Annotated in this window: 21 protein-coding genes; 14 read left to right on the forward strand and 7 right to left on the reverse strand. The window is 50.3% G+C overall.

Translation table 11 applies throughout. The annotated features are described in order from the left end of the window. The first annotated feature begins 162 nt into the window (after window positions 1-162). From PG062_RS10710 to PG062_RS10740, 7 genes are all read left to right on the forward strand, one after another. Window positions 163-783, forward strand: a complete 621-nt coding sequence (locus PG062_RS10710) for a CHC2 zinc finger domain-containing protein (protein ID WP_117554474.1) — start codon at window positions 163-165, stop codon at window positions 781-783. Continuing rightward, a complete protein-coding gene (locus PG062_RS10715) occupies window positions 758-2149 on the forward strand; it encodes a DNA primase family protein (protein ID WP_055189204.1) in 1392 nt (463 codons plus the stop codon). The genes PG062_RS10710 and PG062_RS10715 overlap by 26 nt, the downstream gene beginning before the upstream one ends. 378 nt (window positions 2150-2527) lie before the next feature. After that, complete coding sequence (locus PG062_RS10720) at window positions 2528-3817, forward strand: plasmid recombination protein (protein ID WP_055058966.1); 1290 nt, start codon at window positions 2528-2530, stop codon at window positions 3815-3817. Window positions 3818-3832: 15 nt separating this feature from the next. Next, the gene (locus PG062_RS10725) at window positions 3833-4018 is read left to right on the forward strand and encodes a hypothetical protein (protein ID WP_007488117.1); all 186 of its coding nucleotides are present in this window, start codon (window positions 3833-3835) and stop codon (window positions 4016-4018) included. Between the two features lie 89 nt (window positions 4019-4107). Further along, window positions 4108-4338 carry a helix-turn-helix domain-containing protein gene (locus PG062_RS10730; RefSeq protein ID WP_055058967.1) on the forward strand — a complete coding sequence of 77 codons (231 nt, stop codon included), beginning with the start codon at window positions 4108-4110 and terminating at the stop codon, window positions 4336-4338. Beyond that, window positions 4319-5995: a recombinase family protein gene (locus tag PG062_RS10735; protein WP_333559414.1), complete on the forward strand. Its 1677-nt coding sequence runs from the start codon at window positions 4319-4321 to the stop codon at window positions 5993-5995. Before PG062_RS10730 ends, PG062_RS10735 begins: the two co-directional genes overlap by 20 nt. 234 nt (window positions 5996-6229) lie before the next feature. Beyond that, window positions 6230-7816: a P-loop ATPase, Sll1717 family gene (locus PG062_RS10740; protein ID WP_270752268.1), complete on the forward strand. Its 1587-nt coding sequence runs from the start codon at window positions 6230-6232 to the stop codon at window positions 7814-7816. A 697-nt stretch (window positions 7817-8513) separates the two neighbouring features. Here the strand turns inward: PG062_RS10740 and PG062_RS10745 are convergent. Genes PG062_RS10745 through PG062_RS10755 form a run of 3 tightly spaced genes read right to left on the reverse strand, consistent with a single transcriptional unit; the run spans window position 8514 to window position 10485 of the window. Further along, window positions 8514-8717: a hypothetical protein gene (locus PG062_RS10745; RefSeq protein WP_270752269.1), complete on the reverse strand. Its 204-nt coding sequence runs from the start codon at window positions 8715-8717 to the stop codon at window positions 8514-8516. Further along, window positions 8711-10267 (reverse strand): MATE family efflux transporter, encoded by a 1557-nt coding sequence (locus PG062_RS10750; protein WP_270752270.1) that lies wholly within the window; start codon window positions 10265-10267, stop codon window positions 8711-8713. The genes PG062_RS10745 and PG062_RS10750 overlap by 7 nt, the downstream gene beginning before the upstream one ends. Before the next feature lie 17 nt (window positions 10268-10284). Continuing rightward, window positions 10285-10485 carry a substrate-binding domain-containing protein gene (locus tag PG062_RS10755; protein ID WP_270752271.1) on the reverse strand — a complete coding sequence of 67 codons (201 nt, stop codon included), beginning with the start codon at window positions 10483-10485 and terminating at the stop codon, window positions 10285-10287. 618 nt (window positions 10486-11103) lie between these two features. Between PG062_RS10755 and PG062_RS10760 the strand changes: the two genes are divergently transcribed. Then, a complete protein-coding gene (locus tag PG062_RS10760; RefSeq protein ID WP_270752272.1) occupies window positions 11104-11559 on the forward strand; it encodes a MarR family winged helix-turn-helix transcriptional regulator in 456 nt (151 codons plus the stop codon). Next, the gene (locus PG062_RS10765; RefSeq protein WP_333559415.1) at window positions 11549-12319 is read left to right on the forward strand and encodes a sulfite exporter TauE/SafE family protein; all 771 of its coding nucleotides are present in this window, start codon (window positions 11549-11551) and stop codon (window positions 12317-12319) included. Before PG062_RS10760 ends, PG062_RS10765 begins: the two co-directional genes overlap by 11 nt. A gap of 84 nt (window positions 12320-12403) precedes the next feature. Here the strand turns inward: PG062_RS10765 and PG062_RS10770 are convergent, their stop codons facing one another. Beyond that, window positions 12404-13288 (reverse strand): YesL family protein, encoded by an 885-nt coding sequence (locus PG062_RS10770; RefSeq protein ID WP_114000176.1) that lies wholly within the window; start codon window positions 13286-13288, stop codon window positions 12404-12406. 256 nt (window positions 13289-13544) lie between these two features. Between PG062_RS10770 and PG062_RS10775 the strand changes: the two genes are divergently transcribed. Together PG062_RS10775 and PG062_RS10780 are read left to right on the forward strand one after the other, a co-directional pair. Continuing rightward, window positions 13545-15068 carry a DUF3048 domain-containing protein gene (locus tag PG062_RS10775; protein ID WP_270752274.1) on the forward strand — a complete coding sequence of 508 codons (1524 nt, stop codon included), beginning with the start codon at window positions 13545-13547 and terminating at the stop codon, window positions 15066-15068. A 203-nt stretch (window positions 15069-15271) separates the two neighbouring features. Further along, window positions 15272-16720 (forward strand): DUF3048 domain-containing protein, encoded by a 1449-nt coding sequence (locus tag PG062_RS10780; RefSeq protein ID WP_270752275.1) that lies wholly within the window; start codon window positions 15272-15274, stop codon window positions 16718-16720. An 84-nt stretch (window positions 16721-16804) separates the two neighbouring features. Here the strand turns inward: PG062_RS10780 and PG062_RS10785 are convergent, their stop codons facing one another. Then, complete coding sequence (locus tag PG062_RS10785) at window positions 16805-17443, reverse strand: histidine phosphatase family protein (RefSeq protein WP_114000179.1); 639 nt, start codon at window positions 17441-17443, stop codon at window positions 16805-16807. Between the two features lie 588 nt (window positions 17444-18031). Here PG062_RS10785 and PG062_RS10790 point away from each other — a divergent pair. After that, on the forward strand, window positions 18032-18718 hold the full coding sequence (locus PG062_RS10790; protein WP_270752276.1) for a helix-turn-helix domain-containing protein: 687 nt from the start codon (window positions 18032-18034) through the stop codon (window positions 18716-18718). A 92-nt stretch (window positions 18719-18810) separates the two neighbouring features. Here the strand turns inward: PG062_RS10790 and PG062_RS10795 are convergent, their stop codons facing one another. Continuing rightward, a complete protein-coding gene (locus PG062_RS10795; RefSeq protein ID WP_270752277.1) occupies window positions 18811-19062 on the reverse strand; it encodes an AbrB/MazE/SpoVT family DNA-binding domain-containing protein in 252 nt (83 codons plus the stop codon). Between the two features lie 345 nt (window positions 19063-19407). Between PG062_RS10795 and PG062_RS10800 the strand changes: the two genes are divergently transcribed. Both PG062_RS10800 and PG062_RS10805 read left to right on the forward strand, forming a co-directional pair. Then, window positions 19408-20460, forward strand: a complete 1053-nt coding sequence (locus PG062_RS10800) for an LCP family protein (protein WP_270752285.1) — start codon at window positions 19408-19410, stop codon at window positions 20458-20460. A 211-nt stretch (window positions 20461-20671) separates the two neighbouring features. Then, a complete protein-coding gene (locus PG062_RS10805) occupies window positions 20672-21523 on the forward strand; it encodes an N-acetylmuramoyl-L-alanine amidase family protein (RefSeq protein ID WP_270752278.1) in 852 nt (283 codons plus the stop codon). 185 nt (window positions 21524-21708) lie between these two features. Here the strand turns inward: PG062_RS10805 and PG062_RS10810 are convergent, their stop codons facing one another. After that, complete coding sequence (locus PG062_RS10810; RefSeq protein ID WP_114000183.1) at window positions 21709-22077, reverse strand: endonuclease domain-containing protein; 369 nt, start codon at window positions 22075-22077, stop codon at window positions 21709-21711. Window positions 22078-22223 lie beyond the last annotated feature (146 nt).

Raw genomic sequence — 22223 nt, forward strand, 5'->3', positions numbered from 1 at the left:
CTACATCTATCAATAAGTTGTCCTGTTTTTTGAAACGGAGTTGTCCTCCGATTAGCCTGTTTTTTGAGAAATCCGTCATAACCATAATAGAAGGAGCGAAGCACCTGCCAATCACTGCGGGTGCTTCGTGCTTTCCAGAATATTATGAACGGAGGGTTTTTTATGACAATCTATGGAACCATCAAAGCGGCAATCAGTGTCAAGCAAGCCGCCGAACACTACGGGCTGAAAGTCAACCGAAACGGTATGGCTTGCTGCCCGTTCCACAATGACAGGCATCCGAGCTTGAAGCTGAATGAGGACTATTTCTTCTGCTTCGGCTGTGGAGCAAAGGGAGATGTGATCGACCTTGTGGCAAGGTTGTTCAATATGAGCAGCTATGAAGCAGCGCAAAAGCTGGCTTCGGACTTCGGACTTGACCCGAAACCGCCCACTGTCGCAGCTATGGTCAAGCCAAAGCGTCCTTATATCCGTCAGTTCCGGGAGGATGAAATGCTGTGTTTCCGGGTGCTGACGGATTATCTGCATCTGCTGGAAGATTGGAAAGTGCGGTATGCACCCAAAACACCGGAGGAGGCTCTGGATGATCGTTTTGTGGAAGCCTGCCAGATGAACTGTCCTATCGAATATATGGCAGATGTGCTGACCGTGGGTGATCTGGAAGAGCGGGTGGCATTGGTGGACGAGCTGATGAAGGAGGGAAAAATTACTTTTCTGCAAGAGTACATCACACGAAAGAAAAAGGAGGTGGCGCACCATGGCGAAGAACCGGAAAACGCCTGATATGAATTTGCCTGTCTGGTTTGATGGGCAGAACATCAACGAAGCTCTGTTTTGTGAAGAATTTCTGCATGAGCGCAGAATCATCTTCGCAAACGGAGCTTTTTTTACGCCCGATGGTCGAGTGACGGACGATCTCCCACTGCGTGGGGAGATTTACGACAAGCTGAAATTCTGTGCCGTGAACAACATCCCCCGGAAGATCACCAACATTCTGGAAGTGCTGAAACTGGAAGCGCAAGTGCCTGACTTCCCACCGGAGCAGGATCGCATCCATGTGTTCAACGGTACGCTGCTATTGAACGGCACATTTACCGAGGGCAGACCGGCTATCGTGCGAAGCCGTCTGCCTGTTGTCTACAATCCCGATGCTCCTGCGCCCGTGATCTGGCTGAACTTTTTGAATGGACTGCTCCATGCGGAAGACATTCCCACCTTGCAGGAGTTTATCGGTTATTGCCTGATCCCCTCCAACAAAGGACAGCGCATGATGGTGATTAAGGGCAACGGTGGCGAGGGTAAATCCCAAATCGGTGCGGTGCTTTCGGCTATCTTTGGCACAAACATGAAGGACGGCAGCATCGGCAAGATTTCTGAAAACCGCTTTGCCCGTGCCGATCTGGAGCACATCCTGCTGTGCGTAGATGATGATATGCGGATGGAAGCTCTGCGCCAGACCAACTATGTAAAATCCATCGTGACAGCACAAGGCAAGATGGATTTGGAACGTAAAGGCAAGCAGAGTTATCAGGGCTGGATGTTCGCCCGGCTGCTGGCATTCAGTAACGGTGATCTGCAAGCCCTGTATGACCGCAGTGACGGATTTTATCGCAGACAGCTTGTGCTGACCACCAAGGAAAAGCCGGTGGACAGAGCTGACGATCCTGATCTTGCAGAGAAGATGAAAGCTGAAGCCGAGGGTATCTTCCTGTGGGCATTTGAAGGCTTGCAGCGGCTTGTTGCCAACAACTTTAAGTTTACGGAGAGTGACCGTATCCGGGAAAACCGGGAAGCGGTCAAACGTGACAACAACAATATCTTTGATTTCATGGATTCCGAGGGATACATCCGGCGTAAAGCGGATGCGTCCATCAGCTCCAAGGATTTCTATGAAATCTATCGGATGTGGTGCGAGGAAAATTCTCTTGCTCCGCTGAAAGCCCGCAGCTTCAGCGACGCCATGATTGCCAATGCCAAGAAATTCAATCTGGAGCATTGCAACAACATCACCAACTCAGCCGGACGGCGGGTGTGGGGATTCATGGGAGTGGAAGCCATTGCACGACCTCATATAAATGGGTTTTACGGAGATTCGCCGTGTACGTACGTACCGGAGGACATTCCGGAGGAATGGCGGCAGGTCGAGTAAATCCCATTGCTGGTATGTATGTACGCAGCAAAAGAGCGTAAAACGCTTGTTATAGAAACAGCACACATCCTCTCGTTCGGGCTGTTTCTATGTCCACAGGCTTTTGAAAAAGTGTCTGTGGACACCGACTGCAAGAGGAAGTTGACACAGAAGAGCTTCATGCAGACGGGCTGACCATGGGAAAAGGCGCAGACATTTTCGCCTTGGTCAGCAGAGGTCACCGCAGTGACCGCATTCCCCCTCGGGAGAGCCCTCGGAGAGCCCACGGCACTTTGCAGCCAGTATGGATGAAAGTGTCATAGTGGGTTATTACACTTTGAAAAAGTGCCGTTCTCCAGCCTTCCGCTGTCTGCAAATCTCAAAGAAAGGAAAAATCCAATGGCAAGAAATGATGGAATAGACCGTACCGTAGCCAGAAATCAGGACTTGGAAACACCGGCTGATGTGGCGAAGGTACAGGAACACAATGAGCGTGAAAAGGACAGCTACAGCAATCAGGACATCGTGCCGGAACGTACTGCGCTGAATGTTCACTTCAAGTCTCCCACTGACGATTATGTAAAAATGTTCGAGCAGATGGAACAGGATGGCGTGATCTCCACCAGAGGTCTGAAACCGGATGCCGTCAAATACGGTGAGTTGATCTTTGATGTGAACTCTGCTTACTTCTACAATCACGGCGGCTATGAATTTGCAAAACAGTTTTATGCCGATGCCTATAAAGCCGCCGTGGAGATCGTAGGCGGTGAGCAGTATATCCTATCCGCTGTGATGCACGCCGACGAGCGCAACCAGGCAATGTCCGAAGCTCTGGGCGAAGATGTGTACCACTACCACCTTCATGTGGTTTATATCCCGGTGGTAGAGAAGCAAATTCTGTGGTCGAAGCGATGTAAGGATGAATCCCTCCGGGGAACGGTAAAGGAAACGATCACGCAGGTCAGCCGCAGTAAAAAATGGGAGTCCAAGCCGGTGCTTGACAAGGATGGTAATCCAATGTTGAACGCAAAAGGAAAAAAGATTTTGAAGTCGTCCTACAGTGTGTTGCAGGATGACTTTTTTCATTTCATGCGAAATGCCGGATATACCGATGTGGAGCGTGGAGAGCGTGGCAGTACAGAGGAACATCTGACTGTGACCCAGTTCAAGGTGCAGGCAGAACAGCAGCGCTTGGAAGCTGTGACCGGGCAGGTGGCACAGGCGAAGCGGGGGTTGGAGAATGCCAAAGCTGCCACGGAGAAACAGAAAAAGAAACTGGAAGCTCTGCAAAAGGAAACCAAAACAGCAAAGACCGTTGCTCTGACGGTGCAGGAGATTGAAACGATGGGAAAGAAAGCCACATTCGGAAATAATATCACGCTGACACCGGATGAATGCGACACGCTCAAACGCTATGCGGTCAACGGCATTATCGCCAATGCTGACAACAAGCGCTTGAAGGAGAAACTGGCTTCCGCTGAAAAGACGGTTTCCATCTGGAAACAGCGGTATGAAGCAGTAAGCGAAAAATATATGGAACTGAAACAGAAAGCCCAGCCTTTTCTGGATGCACTGGAAATTGCATCCGAAAGGGTTCGGGCTTTTATCAATTCTATCCTCATCAGAGGAAAGGAAACGCAGGAACACAAACACCCTGCCCAGAAGCGTGGACAGGATATGGAACTTTGATGGAGGAATTGCCTATTGAAGAAATATTATGAGGAAGCGAAATATAATGCGGCATTTGACCGCTGTGTGGATGTTATGAGCCAGATGCTCCAGAAGTACGGGCATCAGGTTTTGGATAAATTAGAGCAGGATACTCCACAAACGGTGGAGTGTTCCAAGGATGATAAGCAAGCGCAGCCTTTGACGGATAAGGCTGCGTAAAAATTTACAATTTACACGTTGCGTACTTGTTGCGGCTATGCTATAATATGTACGCAACGTGTATTTTTGCTTTTTTGGAGAAAAGACGAATGGATTGTAAAAACAGAATTATTAAGTTGCGTGAAAGCACAGGACTGAACCGGAAAGATTTTTGCAAGCTCGTCCATATTCCTTACCGGACTATGACCGAGTGGGAATTGGACAACCGCCATGCACCGGATTATGTGCTTAGACTTTTGGAGTATTATATCCGCAACGAGGGATTGATGGTAAAAGAAATGAGCGAAGGAGGTAGCGATTCTGAAAAAGAAGCAACTTAAATGTTATCTATATACGAGAGTGTCCACCTCCATGCAGGTAGACGGATACAGCTTGGATGCCCAGCGGGACAAGTTGCGGAAGTATGCGGCATACGAGGATATGGTCGTTGCCGGGGAGTATTCTGACGAAGGATTTTCCGGCAAGAACATCCAAGGGAGGCAGGAGTTTCAACGGATGCTGAACGACATCCAGGACTGCAAAGACGGCGTTTCCTATGTGCTTGTCTTTAAGCTCTCCAGATTTGGCAGAAATGCAGCCGATGTTCTGAACTCTTTGCAGCTCATGCAGGATTTTGGTGTCAACCTGATTTGCGTGGAGGATGGCATTGACAGCTCCAAGGATGCCGGAAAGCTGATGATCTCTGTGCTGTCTGCGGTGGCAGAGATTGAGCGAGAAAATATCCGCACACAGACAATGGCAGGACGGGAGCAAAAGGCTCGTGAAGGCAAATGGAACGGCGGTTTCGCTCCCTATGGATACAAACTGGAAAACGGAAACCTTGTCATTGCAGAGGATGAAGTGGAAGTTATCCGAGTAATCTATGATCGTTATATTCATACAAACGAGGGTGTTGCAGGAGTTGCAAAATATCTGAACCGCAATGGTTATGTAAAGAAACTAAGACAGAATAATACCATTCCGGGATTTTCAAGAGATTTTGTGAAAAATGTATTGTACAATCCTGTTTATATGGGGAAGATTGCTTACGGCAGACGAAGAACTGAAAAGAAACAGGGTACAAGAAACGAGATTCACGTGGTTGAGCAGTCGGAGTTTCCGGTTTATGAAGGACAGCACGAAGCTATCATTTCTGAAGAGGATTGGTATCTGGCACAGGAAAAGCGCAAGATCAATTCCTTTAAGCGGGAAAAGGTCAACAATCCAGACCACGCACACATCCTGTCCGGTATCTTGAAATGCCCATGCTGCGGAAAGAGTATGTACGGCAATATTGCCAAGGCTCATAGCAAGGACAAGAAAACACGGTATTATTACTACTGCAAAAATACAGTTACGCCGACAGGGCATGAGTGCAGTTTCCGGCTGAATATCGAACAGACAGAGATCAACAAATTTGTGGCGAAGATTATTTCCGCTATGGTCAACAATCCCCGATTTGTAGAAGCAATTCAAGCGAAAATCGGAACAGCGGTTGATACAGAGGATATGGAAAAGCAGATCGCCGTCCTGCAAGGGCAGCTAAAGCAAGCCTTTGGAACGAAAAGCCGCTTGGAGCGTCAGATGGATACCTTGGACATCAACGATGCCCACTATGACAGAAAGATTTTGGACTTGCAACGCCGCTATGATGAGCAGTATGATACGATAGAGGAAATCGAAGTTCAGATTGGCGAATTGCAAAGTCAGATACGCAGTATCCAGCAGGAGAAAATATCCGGCGATAACATTTATCGGCTCTTACTGGCATTTGATGAAGTCTACCATTCCGCAACAGAAGCGGAACAGAAAGAGTTTATGAAAGCCTTTATCGAGCGAATTGAAATGTTCCCGGAAAAGAGAAAAGACGGAAGCTGGATAAAGAAGATTGTATTCAATTTCCCTGTGCCTGTTGATGGCGAGGAAGTGAAAGAACTTCCCTTGGAAACTGAAACAACCGTCGAAACGGTTGTATTGGTGTCAAGGGTTAAGGAATAAAGTGTAAAAAACAACCTATTTCCAGTATTTTAGGCAATATTAGCTGACATCTAAATCACCAACTCACTTGTTTGGAAGTATGCGAGAGAACATATCTGCCCAAGCGGAAAGCAGGCAGGAAAATTGAGTTACTGGATTGGATGTCATAGCTTAACAGCAGTTCGGAGCACTCGATTTTCTATGAAATTGAGTGTGTAGAATTGCACTGATTATAGAGTGAACGGAGTTGTGAAAATGGGACAATTAAAACTGAAAGATTTATATATTGGTAAAACTGATGGATACAACGAATTTTTAGAATACGGAAGTGATGTATGCCGCAATCTATTTTTTGAGTATCCCAATCTAGACATAAGCAAATTACTTGACGGCTCAGTATATTATATCTGTGGTGATAAAGGCACTGGAAAAACCATGTTGCTCAAATATGTTGAGTCACTTATTGCAGATAATTCCGACACCAATTTTTCTCAGTTTATTCGATTTAAGAAAGATGTTGACGAAGACCAGAGAAATCAGTTGAAAAGAGCAGCACTCCCGCAAGCACCTTTTGAAGAAATCATTGAAAGTGAAATTCCAACAGATACTACTATTGATTGCGTTCTGGCATGGCAAGTATATTTAATTAAGGTAACAGTAAATCGTTTAAAAGCAACAGAGTGCGGCGTTTTTGAACGGAACGATACATGGAGCAAGTTATGCTCATTGCTAGATGCTATATACAACGATAAAAATGATACCAATCCCTTAAAGAAGATTTTACCCAAAATAAAAAAGGGCAATGTCGAGATAACGGCTGCAAGTGTGGCCAAACTAAATCTGGATCTTGAATGGACTGACGATTCGAAAAAAGCTGTCCCATTTGTCAATGTAGGCAAAAAGGTTGTCGACTTGTATAGTTCATTAACTCCTTGCGAAAATCGCATCTATGTTTTTGTTGACGAATTAGAACTCTCATTGAAGAAAACCAAAAAATACGAGAGGGACATTACATTAATCCGTGATTTGATTTTTGCAGTACAATACATGAACGAAATATCAAAATTAAATGGCTATAATGTCTTTCTAATAACTGCAATCCGAAATGAAGTATACCAACATGTCAAGTCAAAAGGCCTAGAAATAAACAAGCCCATTCACGATTTTGGCATTCAAATTGATTGGAGACAGAAAGGTGGCAACATTCAAGAACATCCTTTGCTAAAAATGCTTGCTCGACGTTTTCAATACAGTGAGGAGTATCATGGCTTGACTCCAACTCCAAATATATATTCTAATTATTTTCTACCTGAAGTCGGTCGTGCAAAGGTTCCTATTTATAATTATATCTTGGATCAAACATGGTATAGGCCAAGGGATATTATCCGCTTGTTTTCTATTATTCAATCTGTTGCTGGAGAAAAAAATTATATTGACCAGCAGACATTTGAAAGCGTCAAACAACGCTATTCAGAGGAATCATGGGCAGAATTTGAGGAAATACTGACAGTAAAATACTCCGATCGAGAAGTTGGTGGAATAAAGATTGCATTGACTGGACTCCAAGTTCCGTTTACTGTTTCAGATTTTGAAAGAAGCATAAACGGGAAAGCCAGCGTATTTGAAGAAGTGGAATTATTACAAAAGAAAAAGGCAACCTTTATATTACGTGACTTGTATGATATTGGCGTCATAGGTAACTACGGCGATTTCCCACGTTTTTCTTTCAAAGGCGAAAAAGATATCGATCCTCTCCTTCCGCTGACTTTCCATTATCCGCTTCTTAGATATTTTAAAGCATCAATCAGGAACAAAGAAAACCGGTTAGACGTATACAAATAAACAACAAGCCCTCCCGACCATCAATCATGGTAATCAGGAGGGCTTTGTTGTTCCCGCATCACTATTCTGCATCTATGTCCACTTTGAGGCCAGACTTCAACTCGACCGTATAATGGTCCTCGTGAATTACAATCTGCTTGAACCAGCGCCGGACCAGGGTTTCGTCAAATTCCGTCAGTTCGGCGGGCTGGCTTCGGATAAAATCCTGAAGTGCTGTGATACGCTTGATTTGTTCGTCTCTTGTTAGCTGGGATGCCCATCGTAGCCAAAGAAGATACACTGATATCGCGATTTAATAAAATTCAGCTGTGCGTGTATATTATTGATAATGGACAATATGCTAATGAAGTTTAGGCAGTTGCTCTCAAATATAGATGCTAGCAATAGCTACGAAGTTCTTGAAGAGACTGGTGACTTAAAAACAAACTAAAGTACTCTCTGCTGTATTATTGAAAATTGCTATAATTGCGATTGTGAATTTTGCAAACCAGGCAGGATCTGCATTGCAGAATGTGAATTTTGACGATTTTGCTCAAGCAATGACGTCGCACAAGACTTTTAGACTGAAATAACAAACAACCCTCCCGGCCATCATGGTCGAGAGGGTTTCGTGCATCTATGGGATTATCTTTCAATATCCATGTTCAGCCCGGACTTAAGTTCCACAGTGAGGTGGTCCTCCCAGACAATGATCCGCTCAAGCCATCGTTTCACCAGGGTCTCGCCGAAGGCCTCTAAGCGAGCAGGGGGCTGTTTGATGAAAGTCCTGCAGCTCGTTGATGCGGGCAATCTGTGCGTCTCTGGCAGCAGTATTGACCGTACATTTTTCTCGCTGTTCCCGGAGTTTGAAGATCTGGTCGGCAATCTCGTCGTAAAAGTCCTGCAAGAAGTAAATCAGCATAAACTAACGATCCAGTTACGCCTTTTAAAGATAATTAACGATACAGCAAGCCTGAACAATTCCTCCGTGGTAAGCAATGTATACACACCAACAATTCCCCACTTGAATACATATGCTGCAAGCAGACACAGTGGAATTCCGATACACCATGTGCCAATAATATCAATAATCATAATGGTTTTTGTGTTGCCGCCACTTCTTATAATGCCTCCGCCAAGGATCATATTTTCCACCTTGACCGGAGCATACAGGGCAAATACGATGAGCAGCGTCTTTCCAAGCTCTTTTACGCTGTCATCAACACGATATAATCCGGTATATGCTCCAGCCAAAAGAATGAGCAAAGCTGATACTGCTACTCCACCAAATAAGCCTGCATACATAATCTTCTTTGATTCTGCGTAAGCCTCATTATATTCTTTCCTACCAAGCCTTTTGCCGATCATCACACCGGCAGCCGCAGACAATCCACTAAGTGCCCCTACGATAAGCGCTTGTATCGGACCGGTAAGTGTATAGGCTGCAAGGTTTGATGTGCCAAGATGTCCATAAACAGCAGACTCTACATTTTGCCCGAGACTCCATAAAAACTTACTGATCAGAATCGGCATAATCATTATCAGATAATCCCTGATTGTGATTTTTTTAAAATGTAGAGACAATACCGGTTTATCTCCATCTTTTTTGATACATAAGACAAATCCGATAACAATAAATACAAGATTAAACAACTGCGAAATAAGTGTGGCAATCGCAGCTCCTTTTATTTCCATACAGGGAAATCCAAATTTTCCAAATATCAGCAGATAGTTCAGTCCGGTGTTTACAATAACTGCTCCAAAGCTTGCCAGAAATGGTATCGTGGCATATTCCTTACAGCGCAGCCATGAGGATAAAATATTGCTGACAGCCATTGGAATATAAGAAAGCGCTACGATTCTAAAATAAACCGTACCAGTATTTACAATACTCATATCTTTCGTATACAGTCCAAGAATCTGCGACGGAAAAACTCCAGCTGCAAGCAGGAACAATACTGACATTATAATTCCGCAGATGAGGCTCACATCAAAACTGCACCATGCCTCTTTGCTTTCTTCCGCACCAATAAACTGAGCAATTAATATCCCGGCAACCGTGCTTACTGCACCAATCATCACTGAAAAAATCAGTGAAAAATTACCGCATAATCCAACTGCCGATATATTTGTTTCACCTAACTGCCCGATCATGATCTGGTCAACAATTGAAAATGATGACTGCAGCATACTTTGCAATGTGACAGGAAGTGCTATTTTACACAACGATTTCAAAAACCTTGACATTATAATTTCCTCGTACTTTCCCTTTTTATTAAGGCAACACCGCACAATTCCCGCCTTACGGCTCAAGCACCGCTCCGGCGGCTGCGGCACGGCATCTGCGTTGCCAAAATGCTCGATAATGTCGGGTTGCGGTACCCGCATCGTGCTTCGGGGGCAAAAGCCCCTCGCACTCTGCAACCGCTGCCCCTGCTTCGGTTCGCTGTTTCCGCCACTGGCGGCGCTCACCTTTGCAGCATCCAGTATTATCTGCGCTTTTGGCTTAGCATCTGCCGCACCTCGCTCGCCGTATCGGCACTTAGAATTATGCGGTATTGCCTTAAGTTTGCTTCCTGATGAATCGTTGTGAGGGAAGGATTGCTTTCCTTACTTGCCATGCTATCATCAAAGCCAATAATCTGGATATCCTCTGGAATCCGAATGTTCTTTCCTTGCAAAAACTTCATAAATCTGCAACATCTACGATTCTAATCCTGTTCTGTGTCATTTCCATTCCTTCTTCTGTGGCATTATGATTATATGGTACATGATAAATGTGAAATTTACAAAGGTTAAGCGCGTAACCCACTACAAAATTTGCATTCGATTTTTGTGACGTTTTACTAATGTATTACGCATTTTCAGCAATCTGAATACACATGAAAGCTACTTATGGACATAAAAATGACAGGCAGTTTTTTTCACCGTGAAGGAAAGATTCCATCATGGGTTAATCATTTATGACATTCTTATTTTAATAGGTAAGACAAAAAGTAAAAATAATTGATAGTATTGTGTATAAGGGCCGTTCACAGTAGCGGAATTAAAGATGGAGCGCACAAATACATTGTGACTGGCGTGCAAAAGAACAGTGGGCCAAAAGCTGTGCGCTTTCAGGCAGAGGGCGTTGACAGGGAAAGTAAAGCCCATGACCATAACGAAAAAACAGAGAAGCGAGCAATGAACAAAAATAGCGGCTAAAGTGACAAGTGTAAAAACCTGGCAGCTGGTGCCCCTCTTGACAAAAGAGAAAGCTGTGATAAAATAGTTCAAAAATGAACAAAATACAGAAAGGAGAATGCGAAATGCAGCTGGTCAACCCGCTGGAGCAACAGAACGCGGTAAAAACGTTATATTCTGAATTTGTCAGCCCGGTGTGCGCTAAATATGGCTTAACGCGCATTGAGCTGGATATTTTGCTGTTTTTAGCGAACAACACCCGCTATGATACGGCAACCGATATTGTGGAGGTTCGCTTTTTAGCAAAATCTCAGGTGTCGGCGGCAATCAAAAATCTGGAAGCCCGCGGCTGCTTGCGGCGGGAATACCAGTTGGAAAATCGCAAAACCGCCCACCTGCGCCTGTGTGACCCCGCGCAGCCGATGATAGCGGCCGGGCGCAGCGCACAGGAACAGTTTGGCGCGGCGCTGTTGGATGGATTTACCCCCGAAGAGCTGGAGCATATGCAGCGCAGCATGGAGCGCATCCGCAAAAACGTGGAAAAGTATCTGGAGGATAAAAGCAATGACAATGTTGATTAAATTTATCGTGTGCTTTATTGCCGGCATCGGCGCGGGCCTTGGCACCGGCTTTGCCGGCATGAGCGCGGCGGCGGTCATCAGCCCGATGCTCATTACCTTTTTGGATATGCCCGCTTACGAGGCTGTGGGCATTGCACTGGCCAGCGATGTGTTGGCCAGCGCAGTCAGCGCTTATACTTATGGCAAAAACAAAAATCTGGACATTCGCAACGGCGTTGTGATGATGGTATCGGTTTTGTGCTTTACCATGGTGGGCAGCTGGATCTCCAGCCAGGTGCCCAACAGCACGATGGGCAGTTTCTCGGTATTTATGACATTCCTGCTCGGCGTTAAGTTTATTGTAAAGCCGGTTATGACCACCAAGAACGCAATGGAAGCGGTAGATCCCAAAAAGCGGTTTGTACAGTCGGTGATCTGTGGTGTGATGATCGGCTTTATCTGCGGGTTTATCGGTGCAGGCGGCGGCATGATGATGCTGTTGATCCTGACCAGTGTGCTGGGGTATGAGCTGAAAACCGCTGTGGGTACCAGCGTATTCATTATGACCTTTACAGCCTTTACCGGTGCCGTCAGCCACTTTGCCATCGGCGGTATGCCGGACCTGTGGTGCCTGGTGTTCTGTGTGGGGTCCACGCTGTTGTGGGCGCGCATTGCCGCACGCTTCGCCAACAAGGCCAGCCCCGCCACCCTGAACCGCGCCACCGGCGTTGTGCTGGTTGTGCTGGGGGTGGCGATCATGGGGGTAAACTACATTAAATAATTAGAAATTAGCAATGAAAGGAAAAAGCGCACAGCGCCGATAGATCGGGCGCTGTGCGCTTTTTTATATCGCTTAGTAAATGGATTACTGGACGTCGGAGGAAGAGTCGTCGGAGGAAGCTTCGGTGGATTCTTCGGCTTTCTCGGTGGGGTTTTCGGGCAGGGGCTCGTTATCTTTGGCGAGGGCGGCGTTCAGTTCGTCTTCGCGCATCTTGTTGATGGTGCTTTCAATGGTAAAGCACTTGTTCAGCGGCTGGTAGATGCACAGCAGGGCAGGAAGCATCGGCAGCCAGAAGTTGGTGAACGGCAGAATGATCGTCGTCAGCGGGAAGAACAGCAAAATGGCGCCCCAATACACGGCTTTGATGGCGATGGCACCCAGGCTGCGGGGCAAGTAGCCCAAGAACAGCAGCAGGCTGTTTTTCAAAATGCCGTACAGCGGCAGATCCAGCAGGGCAATCTGCGGCCAGATGTAACTTTCCAAGCCCAGCGTTACCACAAAGCTTAGGATCAGCAGCACCCAGGTAACAATACCGGCGCTGATGACCGACATGTGGAACAGGGTAAAGATCTGCATCGAAAGCACCAGGCCGGTCAGCATGCCGGGAATCAGGCTTTCCCTGGCGTTGCGCTTCCACACGCGGCGGTAGGTTTCCCACCAGTAGCCAGGTTCATCGCGCAGGCTGCGCAGCACGGTATCAGCCATGGCGCTCAGCTCCGGGCCTGCAATCAGGCCGCCGATGATACCGGCCAGCAGCATGAACAGCAGCGCGTGCGTTTCAACGGCAAAAAACATACCGATAATGAAAGGCAGGCAGCCCAGGAAAGCCAGGAAACCGGCGCGGAAAAAGTTCCACATATCGCGGCCCATAATTTCGGCCAGGCGGGCAACACCCTTTTTGCGCGGGGCGTCCGGGCGCACGCCCGGTCCGGGACGGGTAAAGCGGTCAGAAGAGAAAAAAAGTCCCATGGCGGTAGAATCTCCTTTGTTTTAACAAGCACTGCGCTTGAAATATACTTATTTATTATATCAGTGTTGGCGGCCAAGAGCAACAAAAAAATGCGGGTGGGGTGTGGGTGGTATGCCGCGGTGACATGTAAAATCTGGTTTTAATCTTTACAAATCATTACAAAACAAGTACAATAAATCTATACGTTGCCCGGAGCTTTGGGCCGGGCAGGATTTTATCCATCCAGCTGTATGAGCAGAAAAGAGGACCCAGCCGATGAAACGTAATATCCTTTGCACTCTGGCCGTTATGGCAGCTTGTGCGATCCTGGTTGCCTGCGGCAAAACCGATGATCAAATCTCGCCCATTACGCCGGAATCCAACGCCGCCAGCAGCGAGGCCGAGGCTACCCCGGAACCCACCCCGACCCTGCCCCCGTATGAAGCCAATGTGCTGACCGGCGAGGCTAAAGGCGAAAATTATCCAGAGGGCCAGCGCATTACCGCCCTTATGGTGAACAACCTTGTGGACGCCCGCCCGCAGCGTGGCCTTTCCAAGGCGCAGATGCTGTTTGAAATCAAGGTGGAAGGCGGCATCACCCGCTTTATGCCGGTGTTCAATGATTACCACGATATTGATGAGATTGGCCCCATCCGTTCCGGCCGTGACCAGTTCTTCCAGCTGATCCTGCCCTGGCAGGCCCTGTATATCCACGAAGGCCAGTCTGTTGTCATGCAGCAGTACGCCCTGGATTATGATTACGGCCTGCTGAACAACAACGATGGTGCTTCCGGCTACCGTGATTACAACCGTGTGAACTGGCGCGGCCTGAGCTATGGCAACGGCCTGGCACTGGAACACACGATGTACACCAGCGGCGAAAACATTGAAAAGTATATCACCAACAACAATGTGGATATGAACCGCACCTACAATTCCACTTTCTTTAACTTTGTGGATTACCGCCAGGATAACCCGGTGCGCGACCTGACCCAGTCCCAGGATTCCCAGCTGACCACCAAGGACGGCCCGGTGGTGAAGGACGGCGAATATGTGGAGATCAGCCACAGCCAGTCCTACAAGACCCGTTTCCTGTACGATAGCACCAACAACGTCTACCTGATGCAGCAGAACTTCTCCGGCAACTGGCGTGATACCATTGACGAAGAGTACAACGATTATCAGCTGCAATTCCCCAATGTGATCGTTCTGTTCACCGATATTCACACCTACCCCGGCCACGAAGCCAAGGACCTGCAGTATGTAGAATACAGCTGGGGCGGCATCGGCTATTACTTCTATGGCGGCAAGTGCGAAAAGATCTACTGGCAGAAGGGTACCCCGCTGGAAGCCCTGCGCCTGTACTATCTGGACGAAAACGGCCAGTGCAGCGATACCCCCTGCGAGATCAATATTGGCAAGAGTTATGTGACCATTGTGGATGTGGACGAAGCCATCAACCTGAAGGTGGGCAACCTGGCCGACTTTGACCTGGATGCCGCAACGGTAAGCGCTTCCAACACTTCCATTGATGCCGACGCCAAGGCGGGTGAAAGCCTGGGGGCTTCCACCACCGACCTGGTCAGCGCAGCGCGCAACAACCAGGCTGTGGGCAACACCGAAAGCAATACCCAGAGCACCACCCAGAGCAGCACCACCACCAATACCAGCAATGACAGCCAGAGCGCGGAGTCTGCCCCCCAGCAGGACAACACCCCGCAGCAGGATGCCGCCGACCAGAGCAGCGCAGATGACACCGCCAGCGATGACAGCGGTGAGGATATCCCCTGGGCGGATTGAGCGTGACGCCGGAGCGCCACGCTCCTGCACCTCTCCTTTGAAACCACTCCATCGCAAAAAAAGCATGTCATCATGCCTTTTTCGCTCGCAAGGTATTCCAAGCGTCGGCGCATGTCTGCCGCTTGGAATGGCTTTTAGAATTTTTTTCGACAGTCTAAAGTGCCCGCCCGCAGGGCGGGTACTTTTTTATAACAGGAGTCTGTATGACTGAGCGTTCAAACAAGAAAAAATACCCCCTGTGTGCCGCAGCCCTGGCGCTGGCTGTGCTGCTGGCAGGCTGCGCCCCGGCGGAAGGCACCGCAGCGGCCACAGCGCAGCCCACAGCAGAGCCGACAGAAGCACCCACCCCAACGCCGGAACCCGAAACGAACCCCCTGACCGGGGAGCAGGGCGATTATACCAACCAGCGCCCGGTGGCGGTCAGCATCCGCACCGGGGATGGCAGCACCCCCCAGTGGGGCATTGCCGCTGCGGATGTGCTGATCGAGGGCGTGACCGAGGGCAAGACTGCCGGGCTGACCGCGGTGTTTGCCAGTGTGGACAGCGTGGAAAAAGCCGGCCCGGTGGCCCCAGGGCGGGATCTGCCGCTACAGCTGGTGCTGCCGCTGAATGCCGTTCCGGTACACATTAACAAAAGCGTGTATGCTTCCAACCTGCTGAACGTGCTGCAATACCAGGATCTGGACGGCTACCATGCGGGCACCGCAGGTTTTGCCTTTGACGAGGACCGCGCCAACAGCGGCTACCGGGAGGAAAACTGCTGGTACACCACAAAAGATCTGATCAATACCGGCCTGGCAACCTATAACACTGATACCGCCGGTGCCAACATGCCGCTGTTCCACTTTATCCAGCGCAAGGACCCGGAGCAGCAGAATGCCAAAAGCCTGTATATCACCTTTTCCAACAAGGATACCGAAGAACTGGTTTATTCGCCGGAAGTGGGCCTGTACCTGAAAAACAATGCCGATGGCAGCCCCATGATGGATGCGGGCAATAACGAGCAGGCAGCGTTCACCAATGTGTTTGTACTGTATGCTTCCTCCGGCGTAAAGGATGACGGCGTGACCCGCCAGTATGACCTGACCGGAGGCACCGGCATTTACCTGACAAAAGGCGGATGGGAGACCATCCAGTGGACCAAGGGCGATGCCACAGCGCCGCTGCAGTTGACCGATACCAGTGGTAAAACGCTGGATGTGAATCCCGGCAAGAGCTTTCTTGCCATCTGGGGCGGCTATTATGGCCAGGCCCTGCGCCTGTTGGACGGGGACGGTAACGAGCAGGCATTGCCGGAAAAACCGGCCCTGCTGGACAGCGCCGTGCCGGACGAAGCCGCCGAGGCTGCTGAGCTGGAACAGCAACGCGCCCAGGCCCTTGTGGATGCCCAGGACAAGCTGAACCAGGCCCAGACTGCCCTGAATGAAGCCCTGCAGGCCCAGCAGGATGCAGCCGGAACGGCAGACAGCGCCGATGACGATGCCGCCAGCCAGCGTGTGGCGGAGGCCCAGGCGGCCTATGACGCCGCCGCTGCCGAGCTTGCCGCTTTGCAGCCCGCGGAGGAACCCGACGGGAACACCGAGCCCGCCGCCGACAGTGCCGAGGAACCCCAGAGCGAACCGGATTCAGCCAACGGGGAAAACGCAGGCTGACCCACAACAGAAAACCCAAAAATAAAATGCCGTCCCTGCCAAAACAGGGGCGGCATTTGGTTGATATTGGCGGTGTTGACGGGATTACTCTTCCGCACCGTCCAGGTAGCCATAGGGCACAATGTCAAAAGCTTCGGCAATATGGTCGCGCATCCACATTTCGGCGTCCAGGCGCAGGCTGTAGCCACAGCCGGGGTCGGTCATCCATTCCTCCGGCTTGTGCTGCGGCAGAACGTGGTTGGCCATCATGTTCATGATCACGCCGCCGTGGGTGATGCAGGCAGCTTCCTCGGTATGGGTGCGCAGCTGGTATTCAAACAGCTTCATCAGCATCACGTTGGTGCGGTCGTAGAAGGCTTTGCGGTCCTCGGCACCATCGGGGTTGGTGCGGCTGGTGGGGTCCATCCACTGGGCAAACTCCGGGTCCTTGACCAGTTCAGTGATGGGGCGGTTTTCAAACTTGCCAAAGTTCATCTCCCGCAGGTCCTGCAAAATCGTGAGCTTGGCGTTGGGGAACAGCACTTCCGCTGTTTGCTGGGCGCGCAGCATGGGGGAGCAGAACACAAGCGGAACATCCGGATACTGGAACTTGGCTTTCAGCTCCTCCAGCTGGGCGCGGCCCTCCGCGCACAGGGGCAGGTCTGTGCCGCTGCCGATATAGCGGCCATCCAGGTTGCCCTGGGTCAGGCCGTGGCGGATCAGATGCAGTTTATAATATTTCAAAAACAAAACCTCCTGACGGATATATGTTGCAAAAAGAGATTACAAAATGGTTACAAAATAAGAACGGGTGAAAAAAGACACACAATATTTGTACAGGAAAACACGCAAAATGTCAATATCTAGTTTGTTTGGCCCGCTTTGAAGGAAATACCGAAAAAATTGACAAAAAATTGGCGAATTTGATGTTTACAAATCGTTTTTTGGCAGATATAATTTACACCATGTAGAATGCAGTAGAGCCCGCATTTGTGCCGCAGCCAAAAGCGGCGCACAAAAGCGCGGTTCCTGCCAATAGGATGCCTACCCGGCCCAACACGGCGCAGCGAACCCTTAAGCTACATTCCGGTGTGCTTTGGGGGATTTCTGCGCATTTTGGGGTCTTTATCTGCCGCAAGCCCGGCAGGGTGTAAGGCGGCAGGCAGCGGTGCAAACCCGCAAGGCGGAAAACAGAACGGCGGGGGCGTGCCGGCCCCTAAGGTGCTGCAGGAACCGGCGGAATGTCCGGCCCCTGCGCCCTGGCGATGCAGCGCAAACCCTGTGCGGCTTTTGCGCGCTGCGTTCTGGTAAAGTGTGAAGGATGGCAACAAGATGGCAATGGAATTTAACCGCATCATTACCCTGCTGCGCAAAGAGCGGGGCATTACCCAAAAACAGGCGGCGCAGGAGCTTGGCATCAGCCAGGCGCAGCTTTCCCATTATGAGAAAGGCATCCGGGAATGCGGCCTTGAATTTGTGGTGCAGATTGCGGATTACTATAATGTTTCCTGTGACTACCTTTTGGGGCGCAGTGCAGAGCGCAGCGGCCAGACCATCAAGGTGGAAGAGCTGCCCGATGCCGGCGGCGCAACCTCCGGCAGCATTTACCGCGGCAGCGTGCTGCCCACCATGTATAAAAAACTGATTGAAAATTCGCTGGACATTTTGTTTGACCGGTTGGATCAGTGCAAGGATAAGCGGGTGGTTACTTCCGTCAGCAATTATCTGATGCTGGCCGTCTACCGCATGTTCCGCCGCCTGTACCAGGCTGCGCCGGGCAATGTGGCCAGCATGTTCCGCGTAACGCCCGCCCGCTGGGAGCGTGACGCCGATGCTGCAATGTTCTTGCAGGAAGGTGAGCTTTCGGCCACCATGGCAGGGGAGAACGGCGCATGCCCCGACCCCGCTGCCTTTGAGATGAACACCGAGACCCTGGCCAGGGATTACCCGCGCCACGCCACCAGCCTGATGAACCTGATCAAGAACAGCGAGGAAGTCATCCACAAGCACAATGCCTGAACCGGATGCCGCTGCAAAATAACAAAAATTCTGCCTGCCCCAAGGGATTGGGACAGGCAGTGTTTGTATAAGGGTGAACGGTGCGGCAGAGCTTACAGTTTGGCAAGCTCCTTGCGGCAGGCTGCACAGATGCGCTTGCCGCGGAAAAGAATGCTATCCCCAGTTACTTCACCACACAGGTCACAGCAGCCGTCTGCGCGGTACTTGCGCAGCAGGATGGTATCACCATCGGTAAAGATTTCAAGGGGAGTATCAGTGGTGATACCAAACGAATCTCGCAGTTCCTTGGGCAGAACAAAACGGCCTAAGCTGTCAACACTGCGGATGATTCCAGTAGATTTCATAGGCTAACCTCTTTCATATGTAGTACATCACCCGGAAAAAGCGACACCAACGCTTTTTGTATACACAGTATACCTTTAATTTCCACCAATGTCAATATTTGGAAATCGAAAAAATGAAATTTTCCGGCGTTTTTGACAAAAAAAGAAAAATAACGTTTTATCGTGTATAAAAATTGTAATTTATGTACGTTTTGGTCATCTTTTGCTACAACTCTGATACCAGTACAGGATATGATACAGATAACGATGGTAGATTTGGAAAGGTTGGTGTGCAGGATGACAAGATACAAACAGGAAAGCGCAAAATATCGCAAAATAGTTGCGGTAGTCCTGATATTGTTGGCAGTGCTGGCGGCCGTTTGGCTGGCGGAAAGATGGTATACCAGGCATAAAACATCGGCGGCTGCAGCGGGTGTAAACCCCATCGGCCAGCTGCTGACCGGCCAGCCCGACCCGGCGGAGCCTTATACAGGTACCATCAGCCTGGTGGTGGCCGGGTATGACCGTTCGGCGGAGGACGGCGAAGAAGAGATCGGCCTGACGGATATGATCCTGTATCTGCAGTGGGACTGTGACCGGAACAAGCTGGAGGTGCTGCAGGTTCCGCCCAGCCTGTATGTGGGGTGGAGCACCGGACAGGCGGAAGCAGGCGAGGGGGAAGAAAACGCCGCAGACCCCACCGGCCAGGGCAGCACAACGGGGCGTATCAATGCCGTAGCCAGGGAGACAGGCGGTCTGCAGGGACTTTGCGATGAAATCACCGCCATGACCGGCCTGCCGGTGGATGGCTACCTTGGCATGGACCTGAACGGCCTGGGCGATATTGTGGAGTACATCGGTGGGGTAGAAGTGGATATTCCGCAGGAAATAGAGAACGGCGGTTCCTACCTGCCCAAAGGCAGGTACCTGTTGGACCGCAGCTCGGTGGAGTTCCTGGTGCGGGAACGCCGCAGTTATGCGTATGGTGATATGGATCGCCAGCGCGTGCTGCGCAGCGTGTTTGCCGGATTGCTGCGGTATGCCCAAAGCTGTACCCTGGTGGATGCCGCCAAGCTGGTGCCGGTCATTATGCCCTATATGCAGACCAATTTGGATATGGATACCCTGATGCAACTTGCCGCCAGCGCGGAGAGCCTGCAGGCAGAACAGGTGGTGTTTACCATCCCCAGTGCTTACGCAGTGCAGACGAACAGCGTCAGCGCGATTGTGTGGGACCCAGAGATTATGGCACCGCTGCTGCGGGTGCGCTTTGGGCTGGACTGTGACCCGCAGGACCTGAACCTGCCCGCCCCCGCGCTGGAAGCCAGCGAAGCGGACGCGGGGGAGAGTTATGCCTATTCTGATTATATCGAAGGCAGCGTGCAGAACCTGAGCGAGCTGGCAGGCGGCGAAGAATGAATCTCCAGAGTCAATAGGAAAAAATTTCCGCACAAAAGTTGTAACAAAACGCAGAGCTGCATCGTTTTATTGAGTGAAACCAGGAACGAGAACATTTCCCCTGCATCACAGGCAGGGGCAGATTAAAGATAAGGCAGAACCGCATCCGGCAGGGCAGCACACAAACCGCCAGGCGGATGCGGGGGCGCCATAGAGTTGTAAGGAAGAAAAGATGGCAGTTTACAGAAAAAAGCAGCCTGCCCGCCGTCCGGTGCGGCGCGGCTGGAAGCGGCACGCGCGCACAGGGATGTTCCTCTTCGCGTTTGCGCTGGTGGCCGTTACTGTGGGGGTGATTTTGCCCCACGCGGGGGTGATGAGCGCTGCGGCAGAGGGCAGCACGCTGACAGAGAAGATTTTTACCACCGTGCAGAACAAGAACCTGCCGGTAATCGCAATCGACCCCGGCCACGGCGGCACTGACCCCGGCAGCGAGGGCAGCGGCCTGTGGGAGTACGAGATGACCTGGCAGGTGGCCAACGAGCTGGTAAACCTGCTGGAGCAGGATGGCCGCTATGCCCCGGTGCTGACCATTACCGAGGAAGAAAGCCAGAACAGCGATATGCCGCGCGTGGAACCGGCGGAACGCGCCCAGCGCGCGAATGACGCGGGTGCAGTGCTGCTGTTTTCTATCCATGGCAATTCCGATCCGAGCGGCACGGCCAGCGGCTTTGAATGTTACGCCATTCCGCCGGGGCAGCAATACCATGACGAGAGCGTGGCCCTGGCCCGCCTGACCGCCCAGAAGATCACCCAGACCGGCCAGCCCCTGCGCGGGCAGGACGGTGTGCGGTACATTTATTTTGATACATACGATAACCGCATGGTGTATGAATCCAGCGACGAGACCCCGCGCAATGAACCGACCTTCCGCCTTTTGGCGGACGCCGACTGCCCGGCGGTGCTGGTAGAACAGTGCTTTTTGACCAACCCCCAGGATGCCGCCCGCCTTGCCACCCCCAGCGGCACCAAACAGGCCGCAAAGGCGTATTATGAGGCAATATGCGAATGGATGGAAGGCAGGTAAAAGGCAGAAAGTAGGAGTTGAAGGTAATTAGGAATTAGAAATGAGAAATTAGCAAAAAAGAACCGGTGCAGTTTGGGCGGGGTTCGTAAAACAGTTAAACCGACCTATGGTTACGATCATAGGCCGGTTTTTATGTTATGCACTGGCGCGGCAGCGCCCAGGGCTCCCTTGTGTAAAGGGAGCTGTCAGCGAAGCTGACTGAGGGATTGCTTTACCGCAGCATCGATATACTCACAAACTCCACAGAAATTTCTGCCGACATCGTTGTTGGGAATACGGATGACTCTCAGACCATATCCCTCCAGAAAAGCGGTGCGGTCTGCATCTTTTTTGATGTTTCTATCCTCATAGTGTTGAGAACCGTCCAACTCAATGACAAGCTTTGCTTCTGCGCAATAGAAGTCAGCGATATATTTTCCCAACACCTTTTGTCTGGAAAAACGGACAGGGTAGGACCGCAGAAAATCATACCATAGGTGCCGTTCTTCCTTGGTCATTTCTTTTCGCAGCTGTTTTGCCAAAGGAACCAACTGCTTATTGTGCTTTGGCTGCATGACAATCCCTCCGTCACGGCTTACGCCGTGCCACCTCCCTTTACACAAGGGAGGCTTTGGTGCTGCGCAAAATTGCAGACCGTACAATACACCGAAAGGTGTATAGAAGTGCGCCCTATCCCAGAACTCGGATAGGGCGCATTATC

Source organism: Gemmiger qucibialis (assembly GCF_027689445.1).
GTDB classification, from domain to species: Bacteria; Bacillota; Clostridia; order Oscillospirales; family Ruminococcaceae; genus Gemmiger; species Gemmiger qucibialis.